Here is a 19,532-nt window from a genome sequence, read left to right on the forward strand (position 1 = left end):
CACGTCGCTAGTGAAACAGGGCCAGGGCGCGGCGCTCCAGCTCGGCCAGGCTGCGCCGAAGTGCCGGCTCATCGTCCAGGAACATGGCATGGATATAGAGCACGCGCCGATCATCGGACACGTCCAGGCTCAGGGTCCCCGGTGTCAGCGAGATCAGGTTGGCGACGAAGGCGATCTCGAACTCAGTCTTGGCCTTCAGGGGCATGGCGATCACTCCCGGGGTCATGTACCAGGGCGGCGTCACGATGTCGTAGGCAACCTTGAGATTGGCCGCCACCAGCTCCTTGAGGAAAAACCCGACAAAGCGGATCAGGCGCGGCAGCCACTGAGCATAGCCAGCCAGCGCCGGCACCTGAGGCTGGATCAGCGCCAGCGCCAGATAGCCGAAGATCAGCCCTGCCAGCAGGCTGCCCCCGCTGAAGTCGCCGGTAAGCACCACCCAGGCCAGGCCGAGCAGCAGGTTCCAGGCGGCTCCGGTCATGGCATTTCCTCCCCGTTTGTGCCGAGCACGGCCTGAATATAGCGCTCGGGCGCCAACAGCTGCCCTGCAGAAGCCTCGGCCAGATTATAGAGGGGCTCGGCGTTGAGGCCGATGAACAGGGTACAGAGCGCCAGCCCCACCACCGGCGTGGCCATGAGCCACATCTCCCGCTGGTCGACCGCCTTAGGGGGGCCATCGCCCTCTTCGTCGGGTGATGCCTTCCAGAACACCTCGGCCCAGATCTTGATCATCGAGTACAGCGTGAGTAACCCCACGAGCAGCGCGATAAAGGTAACGCCATAGGCCTCGGCTTCGATACCGGCCCGGATAACGATGAACTTGGCAAAGAAACCGGACAGGGGCGGCATACCGGCAAGCGACAGCGCCGGAATCAGGAACAGCACGGCCAGCCACGGATGGCTGCGATAGAAACCCCCGAGGGCCGCGAGCTGATAGCTCCCGCTCACCCGGTGAACGATGCCGCTGATCAGGAAGAGCGTCGTCTTCACGATGATGTGATGGACGATGTAGAAGACCCCACCGATGAGGGCCAGAGGCGTGAACAAGGCCAGCCCCAGGAGCATGTACCCGATCTGGCTGACGATATGGAACGACAGGATGCGCCGGAATTCGAACTGCGCCGCCGCCCCCAGCACGCCAGACAGCATGGTCAGGCCGGCGCCCCACAGCAGGATCTCGTGGGTATAGCCCGGACTGTGGTGAAAGATCAGCGTGAAAACCCGAAACAGCGCATAGACCCCGACCTTGGTCAGCAGGGCGGCAAACAACGCCGAGACGGCCACCGGCGGGGTATGGTAGGAAGCCGGCAGCCAGAAAAACAGGGGAAAGGCAGCGGCCTTGATGCCAAAGGCCACCATGAACATCATCGCCAGGACATCGGCCATGCCGTCATCTTCGAGGGTCGCGAGCCGGCGGGCAATGTCGGCCATGTTGAGCGTCCCCACCATGCCGTAGAGCAGCCCCACCGCGACCAGGAAGATCACAGAGGACACCAGGTTAAGCGTGACGTACTTGATCGCCCCTTCCATCTGCGCCTTCTCACTACCGAGGATCAGCAACGCAAAGGACGCCACCAGCATCACTTCAAACCAGACGTAGAGGTTGAAGATATCACCGGTGAGAAAGGCACCGGCGACGCCTGCCAGCAGCAGATGCAACAGGGGAAAGTAGCCATAGGCTTCGTGACCGCGGCCGACCGTTGCCAACGAAAAGAGCGCCACCGCGAAACCGATGATGCCGGTGAGCACGACCATGATGGCGCCCAGCAGGTCGGCCACGAGGCTGATACCGAAGGGAGCCGCCCAGCCGCCCATGTGCATGACCTGGATGCCGTCGCCCTGTACGGTGGCCAGCAGCCACAGGCTGGTGGCCAGCAGGCCGGCCGTCCCGGCCACCGCGATGAATCGCTGCATGCCCCGGGAGCGCCAGAACACCAGTGACACGGCTCCCGCGAACAGCGGGATGAGAATCGGCAATGCGACCTGGGGCATCATGTGTCCGTATCCTTCATCTGATCCAGATCATCGGCGCCCACGATTTCCCAGGCACGGCGCACCAGCACCACGGCGAAGGATAGCACCCCAAAGGCGATGACAATCGCCGTAAGCACCAGCGCCTGAGGCAATGGGTCAGCCACCGCCGCCTCGGGGGCGGTCATTCCCTTCGGCACCAGGGGCGGGGCGCCCCGCACCATCCCCGCCGTAGCGAAGATCAAGAGGTTGGCGGCATTCGAGAGCAGAATCAGTCCGATCACCAGTTTGACGATCGAACGTCGCAGCATCATGTAAATAGCGGCGGCAAACAGGATGCCGATGGTGATGGCCATCAAAGGCTCCATGGGATCTCCTTAACCGTCCTAATGGGTCTGGTCGTGGTCGGCCTGGTCGTAGTCGGTCGGGTCATATTCGTCCTGATCAGTCTCGACCAGAGCGGTAATGGCGGTCAGTACCGACCCCACCACCACCAGATAGACGCCAATATCGAAGATCAGGGGCGTCGAGGCCTTGAAGTCGATGATCGGAATCGTCCACCACTGGGCGGTGAAGAAGGGGTCGCCGGCCCACCAGGCGGGAAGCGTCGACAGCACCCCTAGCAGCAAGCCCATGCCGATCAGATCACGGGGTGACACCTTGAGCATCTCACTCAGGGCACGTGGCCCCTGGGCAAACAGGTAGAGCGCGAAGGCGCCCGATGCCACCAGCCCGGCGATAAAGCCACCACCCGGCTCGTCGTGGCCCCGCAGCAGCAGGAACATCGAAAACAGCAGTTGCAGCGGCAGCAGCAGGCGTGCCGCCACATTGAGGATCAGGGTGCCCGACCTACCCATGGTCATCCTCCGTCGACGCAAGATTGCGTCGTCCGTCACGGTCAACGCCTTCGCCCGGCGCGGCATGGAAGCGCAGCATCGCAAAGACCCCGATGGCGGCCAGGGCCAGAACGAACATTTCCCCCAGCGTATCCAGCGCCCGGAAATCCACCAGAATGACGTTGACGATATTGTGGCCATGCCCCAGAGGTTGGCTGTTGGCGACCATGTAGTCCGAGATTCGCGGCAGTCGCTCGCCGGAGAGCACCGCGAGCATCAGCAGCGTGATCAGCCCTCCGGTGAGACTTGCCACTAACAGGTCCCGCAGACGCTCGGTAGGGGTGGACAGGGTGGCGAAGTGTGGCAGGCGAAACAGCACCAGCACCAGCAGGATCACCGTCAGCGTCTCCACCAGCAACTGGGTAATGGCCAGGTCTGGCGCGCTGAAGAGCACGAAGGTCAGAGCAATGGAGAAGCCCATGACACCTAGCGCGGCTACCGCCGCCAGGCGCGAGCGCATCACGCAGGCCGCCACAGCACCGGCGATCATCAGCCCAGCAGTTACCGCCTCGTGAAAGTAGATCGACAGCGTCACATCGGGGGCCAGGCCGTGCCGAAAGAAAAACGCGTGACCCACAAGGCCTAACAGCACCAGCAACGTCATCACCAGATAATTGCGGATATAGCCGTTCTGCAGGAAGCGGGTCTGCCCGTCCGCCAGGATCACCAGCCCCGCCATCAACGCATCGTAACCGGCTTCGGGCCCGCGGCGTGTCAGAGGCGCGAGGCGGGTCAGCCCAGCGCGCAGCCGATCCCAGAAGCGATAGGTCGTAAGCCCCAGCGCGAGGCTTGCTAGCGACAGCGCGAGCGGCAGGTTAAGGCCATGCCACAGCGCCAGGTGAACCTTGGCCTCAGGCGCCCCAATGCCTGCGACGACAGCGCCCACCACTGGATCAAGCAGCCCCGGCACCAGACCGAACAGCAGCGACAGTGCGGCCAGCAGCCCGGGGCCTGCCAGCATGACACGAGAGGGATCATGAGGGGGACGGGGCGTGTCTTGGCGCTTGCCGAAGAAGGGCCGCAGAACAATGATCGCCGCCACCGCCAGGGTCAGGAAAGCCGCCGTGAAGGCCAGCAGCAGAATCAGAAGGCGCCAAGAAGACGACTCAAGCACCGATGTCAGCATCAGCTCCTTGCCCACGAAGCCCAGCAGGGGCGGCAGGCCCGCCAACGACAGCCCGGCGACCCCGGCAACGATGGCAGTCGCCGGCATGAGATGGCGCAGCCCGCCCATCGCCGTGACGTCCTTGGTGCCGGTCTCGTGATCAAGAATACCGGCCACCATGAACAGCGCCCCCTTATAGAGCGAGTGCGCCAGCAAGAAGACCGCGAAGGCCACCAGGGCTTTCTCGGTGCCGATACCGAGCAACATGGTCAGGGTGCCAAGCCCCATCACCGTGGAGTAGGCCAGCAGTTTCTTCACATTGGTGTGCTGCATCGCCAGGAAGGCGCCAGTGGCCATGGTCACAGCCCCGACCAAGGAGAGAGTGATCACCCAGCTCTCCGTGCCGCCCAGGGCCGGGTGCAATCGGGCGAGCAGGTAGACCCCCGCCTTGACCATGGTCGCCGAGTGCAGATAAGCGGAGACCGGCGTAGGGGCCGCCATGGCATTAGGCAGCCAGAAGTGGAAGGGAAACTGTGCCGATTTGGTAAAGGCGCCCAGCAGCACGCAGATCAGCAGAGGGGTATAGAGGTCGTGGCCGCGCAGGAGATCGCCGCGCTGGACGAGTTCGTGCAGCGACCAGCTGTCACCGGCCAGGGCCAACAGCACGAAGCCGGCAAGCAGCGCCAAACCGCCACCGACGGTGACCAGCAGTCCCTGGAGAGCGGCTTTGCGCGCGGCGAGGTCCGTGTGGTTAAAGCCGATCAAAAGGTAAGAGGTGATGCTGGTGAGTTCCCAGAACACGAAGAGCGTGACCAGGTTGTCGGCAAGCACCAAGCCAAGCATCGACATCATGAAGGCGGTGATCACCACCAGGAAGCGAGGCAGATCACGGTGGCCGCGAAGATACTCCCCCGTGTAGACCAGCACCAAAGCGCCGATTACCGTAATGAGCATCGCGAACAGCCAGGCGAGGCCATCGATCATGAAGGTCAGGGTAATATCGAGGCCCGGCACCCAGGCCTGCTCAAGAAGCAGGACATCGCCGGACGCGATCACTGGCCACTGACCGATGAGCCAGACGGCCAGGGAGGCCGGCAGCAGGGACATGACCAAAGGCGCCCGAGAGCCAAACCAGCGATGGAGCAGCGGGGCCATGGCTGCCGCCACGAATCCTCCCAGCACGGCTGTTTGCATTTAGCCCTCCTCGCCGGTCAAGATTGCCAGTTATGCTACCCAGTCTGGTCAGCGAGGCCAGTCTATAGAGATAACATCTTAAAAGGCAAGGTGGCAGCGACCGAGCTTGCTTTGAGGTAAAGTAGCAAGCGATTAAGCCATGGGAAGGCAGGCAACTCGGCCAAGACCGGCCATTATTCCGTCTCGCCGACGTGCCTCGTGTTCTCTAACTCCAGACCCATGCAGGAAGACCAATCGATGACATTGCTGTGGATAGTCTTGCTACCCCTGCTAGGGGTACTGGTGCCCGTGCTCACCGAGCGGCGCGGACGACGCTTCTGCTCTCTGGCCACCGCACTATTGCCCGCGCTGGCCCTTTTGCTGACCTTCGGCCAGGTATCAGAGCTTGCAGCCGGCGAAACGTTGCGCTTTGCCGCCGAATGGATCCCCGCCCTGGGCCTCGACCTGGCCTTCCGGCTTGATGGTCTGTCGGTACTGTTCAACATACTGATTCTCGGGATCGGACTGCTGATCCTGCTTTACGCACACTACTACCTTTCTCCGGAAGAACCCTTTGGGCGCTTCCACGCCTATCTGATCCTGTTCATGGCGTCCATGGTCGGCATCGTGATGGCCGACAACCTGCTGCTGCTGTGGCTGTTCTGGGAAATGACCAGTCTCTCATCCTTCCTGCTGATCGGCTTCTGGTCACACCAAAGTGATGCACGCAAGGGCGCGCGCATGGCGCTGACCGTGACCGGCGCCGGCGGTCTCGCACTGCTGGCGGGGCTACTGCTGCTCGGCGACATGGTCGGCAGCTTCGACATGAACGTGGTACTCAGCAGTGCCGATGTCATCCTTGCTGATCCGCGCTACCCCATGATGCTGGGCCTGGTGCTGTTGGGTGCCTTCACCAAATCGGCGCAGTTCCCCTTCCAGTTCTGGCTACCCCACGCCATGGCAGCCCCCACACCGGTCTCCGCCTATCTGCACTCGGCGACCATGGTCAAGGCCGGCATCTTCCTGATGGCACGCCTGCATCCCGCCATCGCCGGCAGTGAGCTATGGTCAGTGGTCGTGACGCTTGTCGGGATGGCCACCATGCTGTACGGCGCCTGGTTCGCGCTCCTCAAGACCGACCTCAAGGGCATCCTGGCCTTCTCGACCGTTAGCCATTTGGGGCTGATCACCGCCCTATTGGGCATCGGTAGCCCAATGGCGATCCTCGCGGCGCTCTTTCACATCCTCAACCACGCGACCTTCAAGGGGGCGCTGTTCATGAGTGCGGGGATCATCGATCACGAGACCGGCACACGGGATATCAGCAAGCTGGGCGGTCTGCGACGGGCCATGCCGGTGACCGCCCTGCTGATGACCGTGGCGGCCGCCTCGATGGCCGGGGTGCCACTGCTCAACGGCTTCCTCTCCAAGGAGATGTTCTTCACCGAGACGGTGAATGCCAGTCTGCTCGGCGGACTCGGTTGGCTATTGCCGCTGCTGGCGACCTTCGGCGGCGTCCTCTCGGTGGCCTACTCGCTGCGCATGGTGCATGCCGTCTTCTTCAAGCCAGCCAAGGCCGCGCCGCCCAAGTTTCCCCATGAACCCCCCTGGCTCATGCGCGCACCAGTGGCATTTCTGGTGATTCTCTGTGTTGTCGTTGGGCTATTACCTGCGGTAACGGCGACCGGCTTGCTCGATATTGCCACCCAGGCGGTGCTGGGTGAGTCTTTCGACTTCCACCTGGCCATCTGGCACGGCCTCAACCTCCCGCTGGCAATGAGTGTGATCGCCCTGGCAGCCGGTATCATGCTCTACGGTATCCACCCCTCAATTCGCCGGTTCGTGCGCCAGTTCGGCATCACCGATGCACGACAAATCTTCGAGGGCAGCATCCAACGCCTGGTGGTTCGCAGCCAGGCTCTGACCACTCGGATGGAAAATGGCTCGCTGCAACGCTACATGAGCCTGCTGCTCGGTGCGGCACTGCTGCTTGCCACCCTGGGGCTGTTTGACCTGCCACATCTAGCCGGCAGCCGAGCCGAGGGTGAACTCGACGGCATGTTGATCGTCGGCGCGGCACTGCTGATCTTCGGCGCCGTCGGCACCGTGGTAACCCACCGCTATCGCCTGATTTCGCTGCTGATGCTGTCGGTGGTGGGGCTGTTGGTCTCACTGACTTTCGCGCGTTTCTCGGCGCCAGACTTAGCGCTGACCCAACTCTCGGTCGAAGTAGTGACCATGATTCTGCTGATGCTGGCGCTGTTCTTTCTCCCCCAGAAGACGCCTCGAGAATCCTCCGCTCACCGCACCATCCGTGATATCGCCCTGGCCAGCGCCCTGGGCATGGTGGTGGCGAGCCTCAACTATGCGGTACTGACCCGCGAAACCGACAGCATCTCGAGTTTCTTCCTCGCCAATAGTGTGCCCGGCGGTGGCGGCCATAACGTGGTCAATGTCATCCTGGTCGACTTCCGTGGTTTCGATACGCTGGGGGAGATCACGGTTCTGGCGATCGCCGGTTTGGCGATCTTCAAGCTGCTCAACCGGTTGCGGCTGTTCATGCCGCACAGTGACGGTGAGGGCCGAGTCTGGTCCCCGGATCGCTACCCGATGATCCTGACCAGCATCTCTCAATGGCTGTTGCCGCTGGCGTTGCTGGTATCAGTATTCATCTTCCTGCGCGGCCACAATCAGCCTGGCGGCGGCTTCATCGCAGGCCTGGTAACCGCTGTGGCACTGATTCTGATCTACATGGCCCGCGGCGTGGAATGGACACAGAGTCGGCTGGACTTTCCCTACCAGCCGGTGGCCATCGGCGGCGTCGCCGTGGCGACACTCACTGGGCTGGGTAGCTGGCTGTTCGGCCGGCCTTTCCTGACCTCCGCCTTTGGCCATTTCAAGCTGCCACTGATCGGCGAATTCGAGCTGGCCACCGCCATGCTCTTCGACCTTGGCGTCTATCTGGCAGTGGTCGGTGCGACCCTGATGATCCTTGCCAACCTTGGCAAGGTAACCACCCCTCATCGCCCCTCCAAGAATACCCAGACCGCCACCAGCAAGGAGAAAAGCTGATGGAAAGCCTGTATGCCATTACCACTGGCATCCTCACCGCCTGTGGCCTCTTCCTTACCCTGCGCGGGCGCAGCTTTCCGGTCGTGGTCGGCCTGACGCTGTTATCGTATGCGGTCAACCTCTTCCTGTTCTCGATGGGCGGGCTGACCACCAATGGAGCCGTCATCATCGATGGTCCCGGTGACTACGCTGACCCGCTGCCCCAGGCGCTGGTGCTGACCGCCATCGTGATCGGCTTCGCCATGACCGCCTTCGCGGTCATTCTGGCCATGCGTGCCCGCGGCGACATGGGCAATGACCATGTCGATGGCCGTCAGACCGATGAGCCGCGAGAGGAGCGCCGCTGATGCTGCAACATCTGATCGTACTGCCCATCGTGATCCCCCTGATCAGCGGTATCCTGCTACTGATCAGCCGTCACGGCAGCACCCGCATCAAGCGCGCCCTGGGCGTCGGCAGCACCGCCTTGCTGATGCTCGTCGCTATCGCCCTGCTCGGCAAGGCAAGCGGTGGTGAGGTCGACTACTACGCACTGGGTGGCTGGCAGCCGCCCTTCGGCATCGTCATGGTGCTGGATCGCCTGTCGGCACTGATGGTCCTGCTGACGGCCGTACTCGCATTAGGCTGCGTGGTCTTCGCCAGTGCCGGTGACGATGAGCAGGGCAGCAATTTCCACGGGCTCTTCCAGTTCCAGCTGATGGGCATCAATGGCGCCTTCCTGACCGGTGATCTGTTCAACCTCTTCGTCTTCTTCGAGGTGTTGCTACTGGCGTCTTACGCCCTGCTGATGCATGGCGGCGGCAAGGCACGTATTCAGGCAGGCCTGCATTATGTCGTGCTCAACCTGGCCGGCTCGGCATTGTTTCTGATCGCGGTTGGCGTGCTCTATGGCGCCACGGGCACCCTTAACATGACGCACATGGCCGTACGCCTCGCCGAGCTCGAAAGCGAGCGCGCCGGGCTGGTCAGCGCAGGTGCCCTGCTTCTGCTGGTCGTCTTCGGCCTCAAGGCCGCGATCCTGCCGCTCTACTTCTGGTTGCCACGGGCCTATTCCTCCGCACCGGCGCCAGTGGCCGCACTGTTCGCGATCATGACCAAGGTCGGTATCTATGCGATTCTCAGGGTCTATTATCTGATTTTCGGCGACCTGGCAGGCCCTTTGACGGCGCTTGAGCAGCCCTGGGTATGGTGGCTAGGACTAGGCACTCTGGCGGTCTCGGCGCCGGCTGTGCTGGCCGCCAGAGACTTGCGTTTGCTGGTGGCATACCTGGTACTGGTCTCGGTCGGCACCTTGCTTGCTGGCATCGGCATGCGGACGCCCGAGGCGACAGGTGCCCTGCTCTACTATTTGATCCACACCACTCTGGTCACCGGCGGCCTCTTCCTGCTCGCCGAGCTGATCGGGCTGCAGCGCGGCAAGGCCGGGAGCCGTCTGGTCAAGGGCCGTCCGCTGAGAAATGGTGGACTGCTGGCCATCTTGTTCCTGTTTGGCGCTACCGCCGTTGCAGGCCTGCCGCCACTATCCGGCGGCATCGGCAAGGCCTTGCTGATGACAGCCGCAACACCCTCCCAGCAGCCTTGGCTATGGTCACTGTTGCTGCTCGTCGGGCTTTGCTCCTTGATCGCCCTATCCCGTGCGGGTTCTACCTTGTTCTGGCGTAGCCACGAAGGCGAGCCCAGCGAACTGGCGCTGGGTAAGCGTCAGCTCTTCGGTGTCATCTGGTTGCTTGGCGCCTCGCCGCTGCTGGTCCTGTTGGCCGGCCCGGTCAGCGACTATACCCAGGCCACCGCCGAGCAGCTCAGCTCACCCACGCCGCATATCCGCTCTCTGCTGCCAGACCATGCCAACGGAGGTGATGCATGATCATGCCCCGCTCCTGGCTTCCCACGCCACTACTGTCGATCCTCTTGTTGGTCGTCTGGCTGATGTTGGTAAGTAGCGTCTCCTTTGCTCACCTGCTGCTGGGTAGCCTGCTGGCCATCGCTATCCCATTGCTCAGCCGACGCTTCTGGGACGTCCAACCCAGTGTCAAGAAACCCGGACTACTGCTGCGCTACATACTGCGACTGCTGGGCGACATCATCCGTGCGAACGTGGAAGTGTCCTGGCTGATCTTGAACCCTTGGCGGCGCATGCGCCCGACGTTCGTTGAGTATCCACTGATGCTCGAGGAGCGTTTCACCATCACCTTGCTGGCCAACACCATCACCCTGACACCGGGGACGGTATCGGCCAACCTGCGTATGGACGGCCGCACCCTGCTGATCCATGCCCTGGATGTCGCCGATGAACAGGCGCTGATCGACGAGATTCGCGAGCGCTACGAGCAGCCGCTCAAGGAGATCTACGAATGCTAGATACTGCGCTTTGGATCAGCCAGGCACTGATCCTGATGGCCCTTGCCCTGAACGTCTATCGCATGATCGTCGGCCCCTCGATGCCCGACCGCTTGCTGGCGCTGGACACCATGTACGTCAATTCCATTGCCCTGATCGTAATGATGGGGCTGTGGTTAAACACCAAGACGTACTTCGAGGCGGCGCTGCTCATTGCCATGCTCGGCTTCATCAGTACCGTGGCGGTATGCAAGTACTTGCTGCGTGGCGACATCATCGAATAAGCAAGGAGATCATCATGAACTGGTATGTGATGCTTGAAGGCGTCATCTCGTTGCTGCTGATCGCTGGCGGTGCCTTTGCCTTCATCGGCTCGCTGGGGATGGCACACCTCAGAGACTTCTACATGCGCCTGCATGGACCCACCAAGGCCACCACGCTGGGCATCGGCTGCATCCTGAGCGCCTCGATGCTCTACTTCGGTGTCACCGCGGGTCAGCCGGTCGTGCAGGAAATGCTGATCACCCTCTTCCTCTTCATCACCGCCCCCGTCTCCGCCCACCTGCTCGCCAAGACCGGTCTGCACCTGAAACTCACGCATGCCGAGAAGACCCGCGGCAAGCCGGTGGAGCTATACCGGGAGGAAGTCGGCGAGAAGCCAGTACCTCACCCAGACAAGGGCCATGGCTGAGCGCCCCGGCACAAAAAGGCACGAAAGAAAGACACGAAAGGCCCCGGACATTCGTCCGAGGCCTTTGTCATTGGAGGGTTGGTGAGCACGTGTCTTTCGCCGCCACTAGAGCCAGCCGCCGAGCTCCTGCCTGGTAATCGCCGTTAGCACATCGATATGCGCCTCATCCGCGTTTAGGCACGGCACATAGGTAAAGGTCTCGCCACCGGCGGCGAGAAAAGCCTCACGGATCTCCTGCTGCACTTCTTCAAGGGTCTCGACACAATCCGAGGCGAAGGCCGGTGAGATCACCGCAATGTGCTTCTTGCCGGCACGAGCAAGCTCTTCGACCTTATCAACGGTCGCCGGCCCCACCCATTTCTCGGGTCCGAACTTGGATTGAAAGGCCGTGACGATCTCGTCATCCGCCATATCCAGGTGCTCCTTCACCAGCCGCGTGGTCTTATGACACTGGCAGTGGTAGGGATCACCGTCGAGCAGGTAGCGCTCGGGCACCCCATGATAGGACGCCACCAACACCTCGGGCCGACCACCTTGATCGGCCTCGGCACGCTCATAAGCGGCCTGGATCGACCCTCCCAGTACCGCGATATAGTCCGGACGATCGAAGTAGGCCGGTACGGTACGTAGCGCCGGCTGCCACTTCAGCGTCATCAGCGTACGAAAGACTTCATCATTGGCCGTCGCCGTGGTCGGTGAACCGTATTGCGGGTAGAGCGGAAAGAACAGCAACCGCTCGCAGCCCTGCTCATGCAACTTGCGGATCACGCTTGAGGTGGAGGGGTTGCCGTATCGCATGCAGAAATCGACCACGACCTGATCGCCGAAGGCCGCGTCGAGACGCTCGGCGACCTTTTCGGCCTGCTCGCGAGTGATCATCAGCAGCGGGCTTTCATTGCGCTCGGTGTTCCAGATGCTTTGATAGGCCTTGCCAGAGATGAACGGGCGCCGTGTCAGGATGATGCCCTGCAAGAGCGGTTGCCACAGCCAACGGGAGTAATCGACGACGCGCTGATCGGACAGAAACTCCGACAGATAGCGACGCATCGACCAGTAGTCGGTGGCATCAGGCGTGCCCAGATTGGCCAGCACCACACCCACTTTCTTGCGCGGTACCGGCGGATGGTCGGCACTGGCATGTGCGAGGCGACCCTCACCTGGCTGGTCGAGGGAAACGGCAGAAGCGCGAGGTGTAGCGGGGGGCATCGAGAAATCCTTGTAACGTGACCGACTGATGGATCGACAGCTTATCAAAGGGATGCTATCGAGAAGAATGCAGTTATACTACCACTCATATTTGTATAACTTCAGGTCAATATATGTCGAAGCCGCTGATCCTGGTGCTGGGCGACCAGTTAAGCCCATCGCTTGCGAGCCTTAGAGACCTGCCGGAGGGGGCAGTGGTGGCGCTATGCGAGGTCATCGAGGAAGGCCGCTACGTGCCTCATCATCCGCAGAAGATCGCCATGATGTTCGCCGCCATGCGCCACTTCGCCGTTGAGCTCGAGTCATCAGGTCTAGCGGTGCATTACAGCCCTCTCGATGATGATGACAACCGTCAGCAATTGCTCGCAGAAGCCGAGCGCCTGGCCAGGCACTATGGCTGCGATGAAATCCGTGTGGCACGCCCCGGGGAATGGCGGCTCTTTGACGCCATTCAAGCCCGTACGGGAGCAGCGCAACAAGCGTCGATGACTGAAGAGAAGCAAGCTGAGGAAGCAAAGCCTGGCGAGAACACCGCCCTGCCCTGGCGGCTAGTCGAGGACGATCGCTTCTTCACGACACCGGCGGACTTCGTCGCCTGGGCCCGAGGCCGCAAGAGCTTTCGACTCGAGCACTTCTACCGCTATCTCCGCAAGCGCACCGGGCTCTTGATGGAAGACGGTCAGCCGGCCGGCGGTCAGTGGAACTTCGATCATGACAACCGCGAACCGCTGCCCAAGGATATTGGCTTTCCCGCTCCACCCAGGCATGAACACGACACGACCACCAAGGCGGTACTCGAGCTCACGGCGTCACGCTTCGGGGCGCACTTCGGCTCACTCGAGGCGTTTCACTGGCCGGTAACCCGCCCCCAGGCGCTGGCCGAACTCACGCATTTCCTCAACGCCTGCCTGCCCGACTTCGGTCGCTACCAGGACGCCCTGAGTGATCAATCACCGTTTCTCTTTCACTCCCGGCTATCGGCGGCGCTTAACCTGGGCCTTCTGTCGCCCATCGAGGTCTGCGAGGCTGCCGAGGGCGAGTATCAGGCGGGTCGCGCGCCCCTCAACTCGGTAGAAGGCTTCATCCGCCAGATCCTTGGCTGGCGGGAGTATGTCCGCGGGCTCTACTGGACCCGAATGCCCGACTACAAGCGCGGCAACACGCTGGGCGCCACCCGCGATCTGCCGGCCTTTTTCTGGAACGCCGACACCGAGATGCGCTGTCTGAAACGCGCTGTCGAGATGACCCGCGACCATGCCTATGCCCACCATATTCAGCGGCTGATGGTGACCGGCAACTTCGCCCTGCTATGCGGCGTCAAACCGGAGGCCCTGTGTGACTGGTACCTGGCGGTGTATGCCGATGCCTGCGAATGGGTCGAACTGCCCAACACCCTGGGCATGGTGCTGCATGCCGACGGTGGCCTGATGGGATCCAAGCCCTACTGCGCGTCGGGGAAATATATCGATCGCATGGGCGATCACTGCCGGCAATGCCGCTATGACCCCAAGAAGGTCACCGGGACTCATGCCTGTCCGTTTAACAGCCTCTACTGGCACTTTCTCGAGGAGCACCGCGAGGCGCTCAGGGACAATCCGCGCATGAAGCTGATCTATGGCTCGCTTGACCGCATGAAAGATGAAAAACGCGAGGCTATCCATCAACAGGCCGAGGCCTTCCTGGCGCGACTGGAGACCACCCCGGCCTATGGACAAGGGCGTCACCTGGCAGGCTATCGTCACGCCGACACGGTACCTGAACACAGTGACGCCTCGGACCCTGCCGACACACAGGATGCTTCTTGATGTCTCGACCCGCCACCTCTCCCCGCCATGCCGTATCGCCTGCCACGCTCTTTCACGACGGTCACTGCCCCTTCTGCCAGCGCGAAGTCGCCTGGCTTCACCGGCATCCGCATCGCGAGCGCGTCAGATTGGTCGATATTCAGGCGGATGATTTCGACGCCGCTGCCTGGGGGCGTTCGTTCGAGACCATGATGGGACGCCTGCATCTAGCCGATGCGAAAGGCACCTGGTTCGTGGGCATGGATGCCAGTCGGGCGCTATATGCCGTGCTTGGCTATCGCCGAATGGTCGCACTGACCATGCTGCCGGGGCTGTCGTGGTGTTTCGATTGCGGCTATGCGCTCTTCGCCCGACACCGGGTCAGGCTCGGCGACTGGTGGCAAGCAGGGCGGCATCGACACGAGAAAACCTGATGAAAAGCAGGACGAGATATGGGCAAGAGAAATGCGAGAAAGCAGCGATTAACCCGCCACCGGAAAGGATGGAGTGCCCGCTACAGGAGCTGATGGTGGCAAGTCGAGAACTTCGGCGACAGACACAAAATGCCTATTGGGGGATGGCGTCAAGAGGCATTCAGGCAATAGCGCCAGAAAAATTGAACGGAAACAAGGTGTGAAAAAAGGGCATGCGGCAGTGACCGCATAAGGGTGACGACACTTATTAGAAGACGAGTGGGATACGCGAACTCAGTGCATCATGATAATGAGCATCGCGACCGACCACTTCGTCGTGGGCCACATACTGAACCAGATAGGCGCGATGAATGCCGCACCGCTTGAGTTCGAGATAGATATCATCGAGCGCGCGGAAGAGCATCGGCTTGCCGCGCTGGCTCAGCAGATGACGTTTGCCCTCGATGTCTTCCATCTCTACCTGATAGAAGCGGCTGCCAGCGTGACCGATGACGCGAATTTCGAAGTTATCGTGTCGTTTGGCAAACGCCTTGAAGTCGTTAAGTTCCATGCTGTCCTCCCTGGGATCATGCTGATGGCCGCTTTCCATCCACCCTCCCTACATGGAGTGGCTTACATCACGGCCGGATATGACTGGGGCACAGCTTGGCTGCGCCCCATGACGGCAATATGACAAGCCGACACCCTTTTATGACCTTGACGTTTTAGCCGGGTTCCACTCAGACAGCACTGTTCGCCATCACTGATAATCGGCGGGATCGATGGCCTTGCCAAGGGAGTTACGGTCCACCCAGTTACCGGCCTTGGTTTGCTTGTAACGAAACACCACCTTGTCGCCGACCGCGACCGGAATCTCTGAGTCCTCGGTCTGGTAACTGAATGTCTCGCCATCGACCACCAGCCGATAGCGATACAGGTCGGGCATCCCCAGCCACTCCTTGAAGGGCCCTTCGCGCTCGACTTCCTGAAGCTCGCCGCGCCCCTCGAGCTTGGGGGCCCGCTTGCGGTTACCGCGTTGAAATCCGCCTGCCATAAGCTATCCTCGCTCCCCTCACTGATTCATCTGACTTGTTCATTCAACTGGTTCATAAGACTGGCCCATGAGACCAAGCCGGGCATTATACGGCGGCCCAGTAGAGTCTCAACCATGAGACCGGTGCCAAGGCCGTTGCGTCTACTCACCGAAGTGCTGGCCGTAGCTGTCCGGTGCCAGGTCCTCGAAGCGGGTGTACTTGCCGATGAAGGCCATGTGCACCGTGCCAATCGGACCGTTACGCTGCTTGCCGATAATCAACTCGGCCAATCCCTGGTTGTCCGGGTTATCCGGATTATAGACCTCGTCACGGTAGACGAAGGCGATCACGTCGGCATCCTGCTCGATGGCCCCTGACTCGCGAAGATCCGACATCACCGGCCGCTTGTTGGGGCGCTGCTCCAGGGAGCGGTTCAACTGCGAAAGCGATACGACCGGGCAGCCGAATTCCTTGGCGAGCCCCTTTAGCGAGCGCGAGATTTCTGAGATCTCGCCGGTACGGTTCTCGGAGAAACCGGGAATCTGCATCAGCTGAAGGTAATCGATCATCACCAGACCGAGATTGCCGTGTTCACGCACCACGCGTCGGATACGCGAGCGCATCTCGTTGGGTGATAGCGCCGCGGTATCATCGATGAACAGCTGCTTGTCTTTCAGCAGATTGACCGCCGAGGTAAGCCGCGGCCAATCTTCATCCTCGAGCTGGCCGGTGCGCACCCGGGTCTGGTCGATACGGCCAAGCGACGACAGCATGCGCAGCATCAGCGCCTCGGCGGGCATCTCCATGGAAAACACCATCACCGGCTTGTCGCTCGATATCACGGCATGCTCGACTAGGTTCATGGCGAAGGTGGTCTTGCCCATTGAGGGGCGTCCGGCAATGATCACCAGATCCGATGGCTGCAGCCCCGAGGTCATGTCATCGAGATCGCGAAAGCCGGTCGATAACCCGGTCATCTCGCCTTCCATGTTGAACATCTCGTCGATGCGATCCACCGCCTTGGCCAGCAGATCGCTCATGCCGATGGGACCACCGCTCTTGGGGCGATCCTCGCTGATCTGAAAGACCAGCCGTTCGGCCTCGTTGACCAACTCGTCTGATGGCCGTCCCTGAGGAGCGAAGGCACTCTCGGCGACCTGGTTGGCTGCCTGGATCAGCTTGCGAAGGGTCGCACGCTCGCGAACGATATCGGCATAGGCGCGAATATTGCTCGCCGACGGTGTATTACGGGCAAGCTCGGCCAGATAGGCAAGGCCGCCGACGGTATCCAGCTGGTCGCGGTTCTCCAGCGCCTCGGACAGCGTCACCACGTCCAGCGGATGCGCGCCCTCGGCCAGGCCCCCCATGGCATTGAAGATCAGCCGGTGCTCGTAGCGATAGAAGTCGCCGGACACCAGCTGCTCGGAGACCGCGTCCCAGGCCGAATTGTCCAGCATCAGGCCGCCCAGCACGGACTGCTCGGCCTCCAGGGAATGGGGCGGCACCTTCAGCGCGGCAGTTTGCTGATCGAGCTCGACGGGTTCGTTCATGGGGTCGGGCACCTTCGGTGATTCGGTAAGCGGCGCTCATTCTACCCCATCCCCGCGGCGCACCCCATTCCCGTCCGGTATCAGTAGCCATGAAAAACCCCGCGCGCCCTCAGGCACGCGGGGAAGGATCGAAACACCAAGCTGGCGGCGGGAGCGGTCGTCGCGACACGACCGGCCCGCCGTTCTATGCAGTATGGTTGACTTTTAAATTAGAACCAGATCTCGCTCTGCACGCCGAAGCTCCACTGGCTGCCGGTGAAGCCCTCGCTGCCGAAGGCGTCGTCGGCGGAATAGTCATTCAGCTCCTCGTCCCAGTCGCTGTAGCTGGCGAAGACACGGATCTCCGGCCGCTTCCAGAAGCCACCGACCTGGGGCTTGAAGGTCGGTGCCACGGTGAACTTGGTGTAGCTCCCCTCGGCGGCATTTCCTGATGCCCCTTGGTCAAGATCCATATACTGATAGGTGGCCTCGTACTGCATCTCGAAGTTCGCGGTCAGCTCGTTGGCCAGGCGGGTGTTGAAGGTCGCCCAGCTGTACTTGTCTCCCTCGGCGAGGCGATCCTCGCTGACCTCGGCCAGGATCGCTGGCGCGATGCGCCACTTGGGCGCCAGGTAGGTGGTGCCATAGAGGCCGACCCGGGTCGCGGTCGCGTCCTCGGTCAACGAACCGTTGCCTCCGACCACCTTGACCTCGGCGCCAAGGCCCTGGCCGTGCATGACCGCCGCCTTGAAATTGCCCTCACTGAGGCCGAAGAAGCTGTCGCCATGGTAGGCAACCATGGTGTGAGCGCCACTGTCGGCAGCAGTGGAACCGTTCTCGATGTCGCGTTCATCGTTGTCGGCAGCCGACAGGCCGCTGACCATCCATTGCCAGTTGCCGAAGAAGTTGTTGGCAGTCAGCGTCAGATTGTCGGTGTCGTCGGTGATCTCCGACTCCTCGGTGGGAAAATCACTGTAGCTACGCCCATAGAGGGAGAAGTTGGCCTTCCAGCTATCGGCGAGCTGGACATCGTAGATCCCCGCGCCGGTGCCGCCCAGGAACACGAAATCGGTGTCCATCCAGTGGATATCGAAGTTGTCGCGATCGAAGCGCTTGCCGGCCCAGATCGAGGCATCCTCGAAGGCCCCGGTAAAGCTCGGCAGCTCGCTGAACTCGACGTAGACGTTGCGCACGTTGAGGTTCGACTCATCGGCAGTCCAGTCGTTGCTGGTGGTCACGCCATCGGCGAACATCATGCGGTAATCGGCGACGGCACCATTATCGTAGCGCTGCCGGTAGTTCAGCTTCGCCTCGGCGTAGGTATCCGGCTCGTTGCCCAGACGACCGACATTGCCGCCCAAGGGGCCGGCCGGCGTCACGCCCGGCCCACCGGGAATGCTCTTGTGATCGTCACCGATCAGCAGCCCCGAGCGGGCATAGGCCCCGAAGGCGAAGCCTTCGTCGCTGTCGGCCTTCTCCTCGACCCTGGCCAGACGCGCCTCGAGCGATTCGTCACCGGAAGCGGCGGTCGATTGTTCCACGCTCGCGGCACGCGCCTCGGCCTGTTGCGCGCGCTGCTCGGCAGCAGCAACACGGGCTTCGAGGTCGGCCAAGCGCTGCTCCAGATCACTCTGCTGGGCGCTAGCAAGACCGCTCATCGTGAAACTGGCGACCGCAACGGCGGCGACGAGCGGGGTTCTCAACATGGCGGCATTCATGATGGCGAGTCCTTTTATGCTTGTTTTGACAGTGACATCAGGGGCTCGAGATCTGTATCGATTAAGATGAAAGGCGCGAACAAACGTCGGTGATGCCTTCAGATAGCCCCTGGATGATCTCTTCCACGAATGGGAAGAAACCATGCAGAAGCGAACTTAATCGTTTAAGAGCGACCCTGCAAAAGGAAATTGGCTCTATTTCGACCAATGTCTAATCAAGATCGTGGAACTTGTTTGTCGGGTAAAAACGTCTGCCGGTGGGTTCTACGCTGCCATCATGACTGCGACACCCGTCGCCAGGAGCAAGAGGCCTGACTATCGGTGGCTATCGGACAAGCGGCAGGAAAGAGGAAGTAAAAGGCAGTAACGAAGAAAGTGCAGGATCGGGTAGGGGCCGGGGTTCCCCCCGGCGCCCTCCCACACCACCGTACGTACCGTTCGGTATACGGCGGTTCATGAAGAACGGCTAAGCCCTTTTACCGTATCAAGTACCGAGATCAGGCCTTGCTGCTCAAGCCACCTCCGCGGCAGGGCCTGATTCATGTGCGAGGCACCGGCATTCCACCAAGGGCCTCGCCCATTTCCCGTTGACATCCTGGCGTG

Annotated in this window: 18 protein-coding genes; 8 read left to right on the forward strand and 10 right to left on the reverse strand. The window is 61.5% G+C overall.

The genetic code is table 11. From position 1 onward, the window contains the following. Positions 1-7: 7 nt before the first annotated feature. Genes HF027_RS12810 through HF027_RS12830 form a run of 5 tightly spaced genes read right to left on the reverse strand, consistent with a single transcriptional unit; the run spans position 8 to position 5,166 of the window. Positions 8-481 (reverse strand): Na+/H+ antiporter subunit E, encoded by a 474-nt coding sequence (locus HF027_RS12810; protein ID WP_168016275.1) that lies wholly within the window; start codon positions 479-481, stop codon positions 8-10. Further along, positions 478-1,995 (reverse strand): Na+/H+ antiporter subunit D, encoded by a 1,518-nt coding sequence (locus tag HF027_RS12815; RefSeq protein WP_168016277.1) that lies wholly within the window; start codon positions 1,993-1,995, stop codon positions 478-480. The genes HF027_RS12810 and HF027_RS12815 overlap by 4 nt, the downstream gene beginning before the upstream one ends. Next, positions 1,992-2,339, reverse strand: a complete 348-nt coding sequence (locus tag HF027_RS12820; protein WP_168016279.1) for a Na+/H+ antiporter subunit C — start codon at positions 2,337-2,339, stop codon at positions 1,992-1,994. Before HF027_RS12820 ends, HF027_RS12815 begins: the two co-directional genes overlap by 4 nt. Before the next feature lie 18 nt (positions 2,340-2,357). After that, positions 2,358-2,828, reverse strand: a complete 471-nt coding sequence (locus tag HF027_RS12825; protein WP_168016281.1) for a Na+/H+ antiporter subunit B — start codon at positions 2,826-2,828, stop codon at positions 2,358-2,360. Next, positions 2,821-5,166, reverse strand: coding sequence for a putative monovalent cation/H+ antiporter subunit A (locus HF027_RS12830; RefSeq protein WP_168016283.1), 2,346 nt, complete (start codon positions 5,164-5,166; stop codon positions 2,821-2,823). The genes HF027_RS12825 and HF027_RS12830 overlap by 8 nt, the downstream gene beginning before the upstream one ends. 237 nt (positions 5,167-5,403) lie before the next feature. On the opposite strand from HF027_RS12830, the gene HF027_RS12835 reads away from it, so the two are divergent. Genes HF027_RS12835 through HF027_RS12860 form a run of 6 tightly spaced genes read left to right on the forward strand, consistent with a single transcriptional unit; the run spans position 5,404 to position 11,245 of the window. Continuing rightward, positions 5,404-8,217 (forward strand): monovalent cation/H+ antiporter subunit A, encoded by a 2,814-nt coding sequence (locus tag HF027_RS12835; protein ID WP_168016285.1) that lies wholly within the window; start codon positions 5,404-5,406, stop codon positions 8,215-8,217. Then, positions 8,217-8,564 carry a Na+/H+ antiporter subunit C gene (locus HF027_RS12840; RefSeq protein ID WP_168016287.1) on the forward strand — a complete coding sequence of 116 codons (348 nt, stop codon included), beginning with the start codon at positions 8,217-8,219 and terminating at the stop codon, positions 8,562-8,564. Before HF027_RS12835 ends, HF027_RS12840 begins: the two co-directional genes overlap by 1 nt. Further along, on the forward strand, positions 8,564-10,081 hold the full coding sequence (locus HF027_RS12845; protein ID WP_168016289.1) for a monovalent cation/H+ antiporter subunit D: 1,518 nt from the start codon (positions 8,564-8,566) through the stop codon (positions 10,079-10,081). The genes HF027_RS12840 and HF027_RS12845 overlap by 1 nt, the downstream gene beginning before the upstream one ends. After that, complete coding sequence (locus tag HF027_RS12850; protein ID WP_168016291.1) at positions 10,078-10,575, forward strand: Na+/H+ antiporter subunit E; 498 nt, start codon at positions 10,078-10,080, stop codon at positions 10,573-10,575. Before HF027_RS12845 ends, HF027_RS12850 begins: the two co-directional genes overlap by 4 nt. Continuing rightward, a complete protein-coding gene (locus tag HF027_RS12855; protein WP_168016293.1) occupies positions 10,569-10,838 on the forward strand; it encodes a K+/H+ antiporter subunit F in 270 nt (89 codons plus the stop codon). The genes HF027_RS12850 and HF027_RS12855 overlap by 7 nt, the downstream gene beginning before the upstream one ends. A gap of 14 nt (positions 10,839-10,852) precedes the next feature. Continuing rightward, entirely contained in the window at positions 10,853-11,245 is a 393-nt protein-coding gene (locus tag HF027_RS12860; RefSeq protein WP_168016295.1) for a Na+/H+ antiporter subunit G, read from the forward strand. 105 nt (positions 11,246-11,350) lie between these two features. Here HF027_RS12860 and hemH read toward each other — a convergent pair whose 3' ends face one another. Continuing rightward, positions 11,351-12,451 (reverse strand): ferrochelatase, encoded by a 1,101-nt coding sequence (gene hemH, locus HF027_RS12865; protein ID WP_168016297.1) that lies wholly within the window; start codon positions 12,449-12,451, stop codon positions 11,351-11,353. Positions 12,452-12,564: 113 nt separating this feature from the next. Between hemH and HF027_RS12870 the strand changes: the two genes are divergently transcribed. Both HF027_RS12870 and HF027_RS12875 read left to right on the forward strand, forming a co-directional pair. Next, positions 12,565-14,256 (forward strand): cryptochrome/photolyase family protein, encoded by a 1,692-nt coding sequence (locus tag HF027_RS12870; protein ID WP_168016299.1) that lies wholly within the window; start codon positions 12,565-12,567, stop codon positions 14,254-14,256. Further along, complete coding sequence (locus HF027_RS12875) at positions 14,256-14,669, forward strand: thiol-disulfide oxidoreductase DCC family protein (protein WP_168016301.1); 414 nt, start codon at positions 14,256-14,258, stop codon at positions 14,667-14,669. Before HF027_RS12870 ends, HF027_RS12875 begins: the two co-directional genes overlap by 1 nt. 247 nt (positions 14,670-14,916) lie before the next feature. On the opposite strand, the gene HF027_RS12880 is transcribed toward HF027_RS12875, so the two are convergent. The 4 genes from HF027_RS12880 to HF027_RS12895 all read right to left on the reverse strand — a co-directional run bounded on the left by HF027_RS12880 (position 14,917) and on the right by HF027_RS12895 (position 18,917). Then, positions 14,917-15,219 (reverse strand): DUF6482 family protein, encoded by a 303-nt coding sequence (locus tag HF027_RS12880; protein WP_168016303.1) that lies wholly within the window; start codon positions 15,217-15,219, stop codon positions 14,917-14,919. Between the two features lie 189 nt (positions 15,220-15,408). After that, positions 15,409-15,702 (reverse strand): hypothetical protein, encoded by a 294-nt coding sequence (locus tag HF027_RS12885; protein ID WP_136253601.1) that lies wholly within the window; start codon positions 15,700-15,702, stop codon positions 15,409-15,411. Between the two features lie 141 nt (positions 15,703-15,843). Continuing rightward, positions 15,844-17,232 (reverse strand): replicative DNA helicase, encoded by a 1,389-nt coding sequence (gene dnaB / locus HF027_RS12890; protein ID WP_168016305.1) that lies wholly within the window; start codon positions 17,230-17,232, stop codon positions 15,844-15,846. A gap of 209 nt (positions 17,233-17,441) precedes the next feature. Then, on the reverse strand, positions 17,442-18,917 hold the full coding sequence (locus HF027_RS12895) for a carbohydrate porin (protein ID WP_245184796.1): 1,476 nt from the start codon (positions 18,915-18,917) through the stop codon (positions 17,442-17,444). Positions 18,918-19,532 lie beyond the last annotated feature (615 nt).

It is taken from the genome of Halomonas salinarum (assembly GCF_012062845.1).
GTDB classification, from domain to species: Bacteria; Pseudomonadota; Gammaproteobacteria; order Pseudomonadales; family Halomonadaceae; genus Onishia; species Onishia salinarum.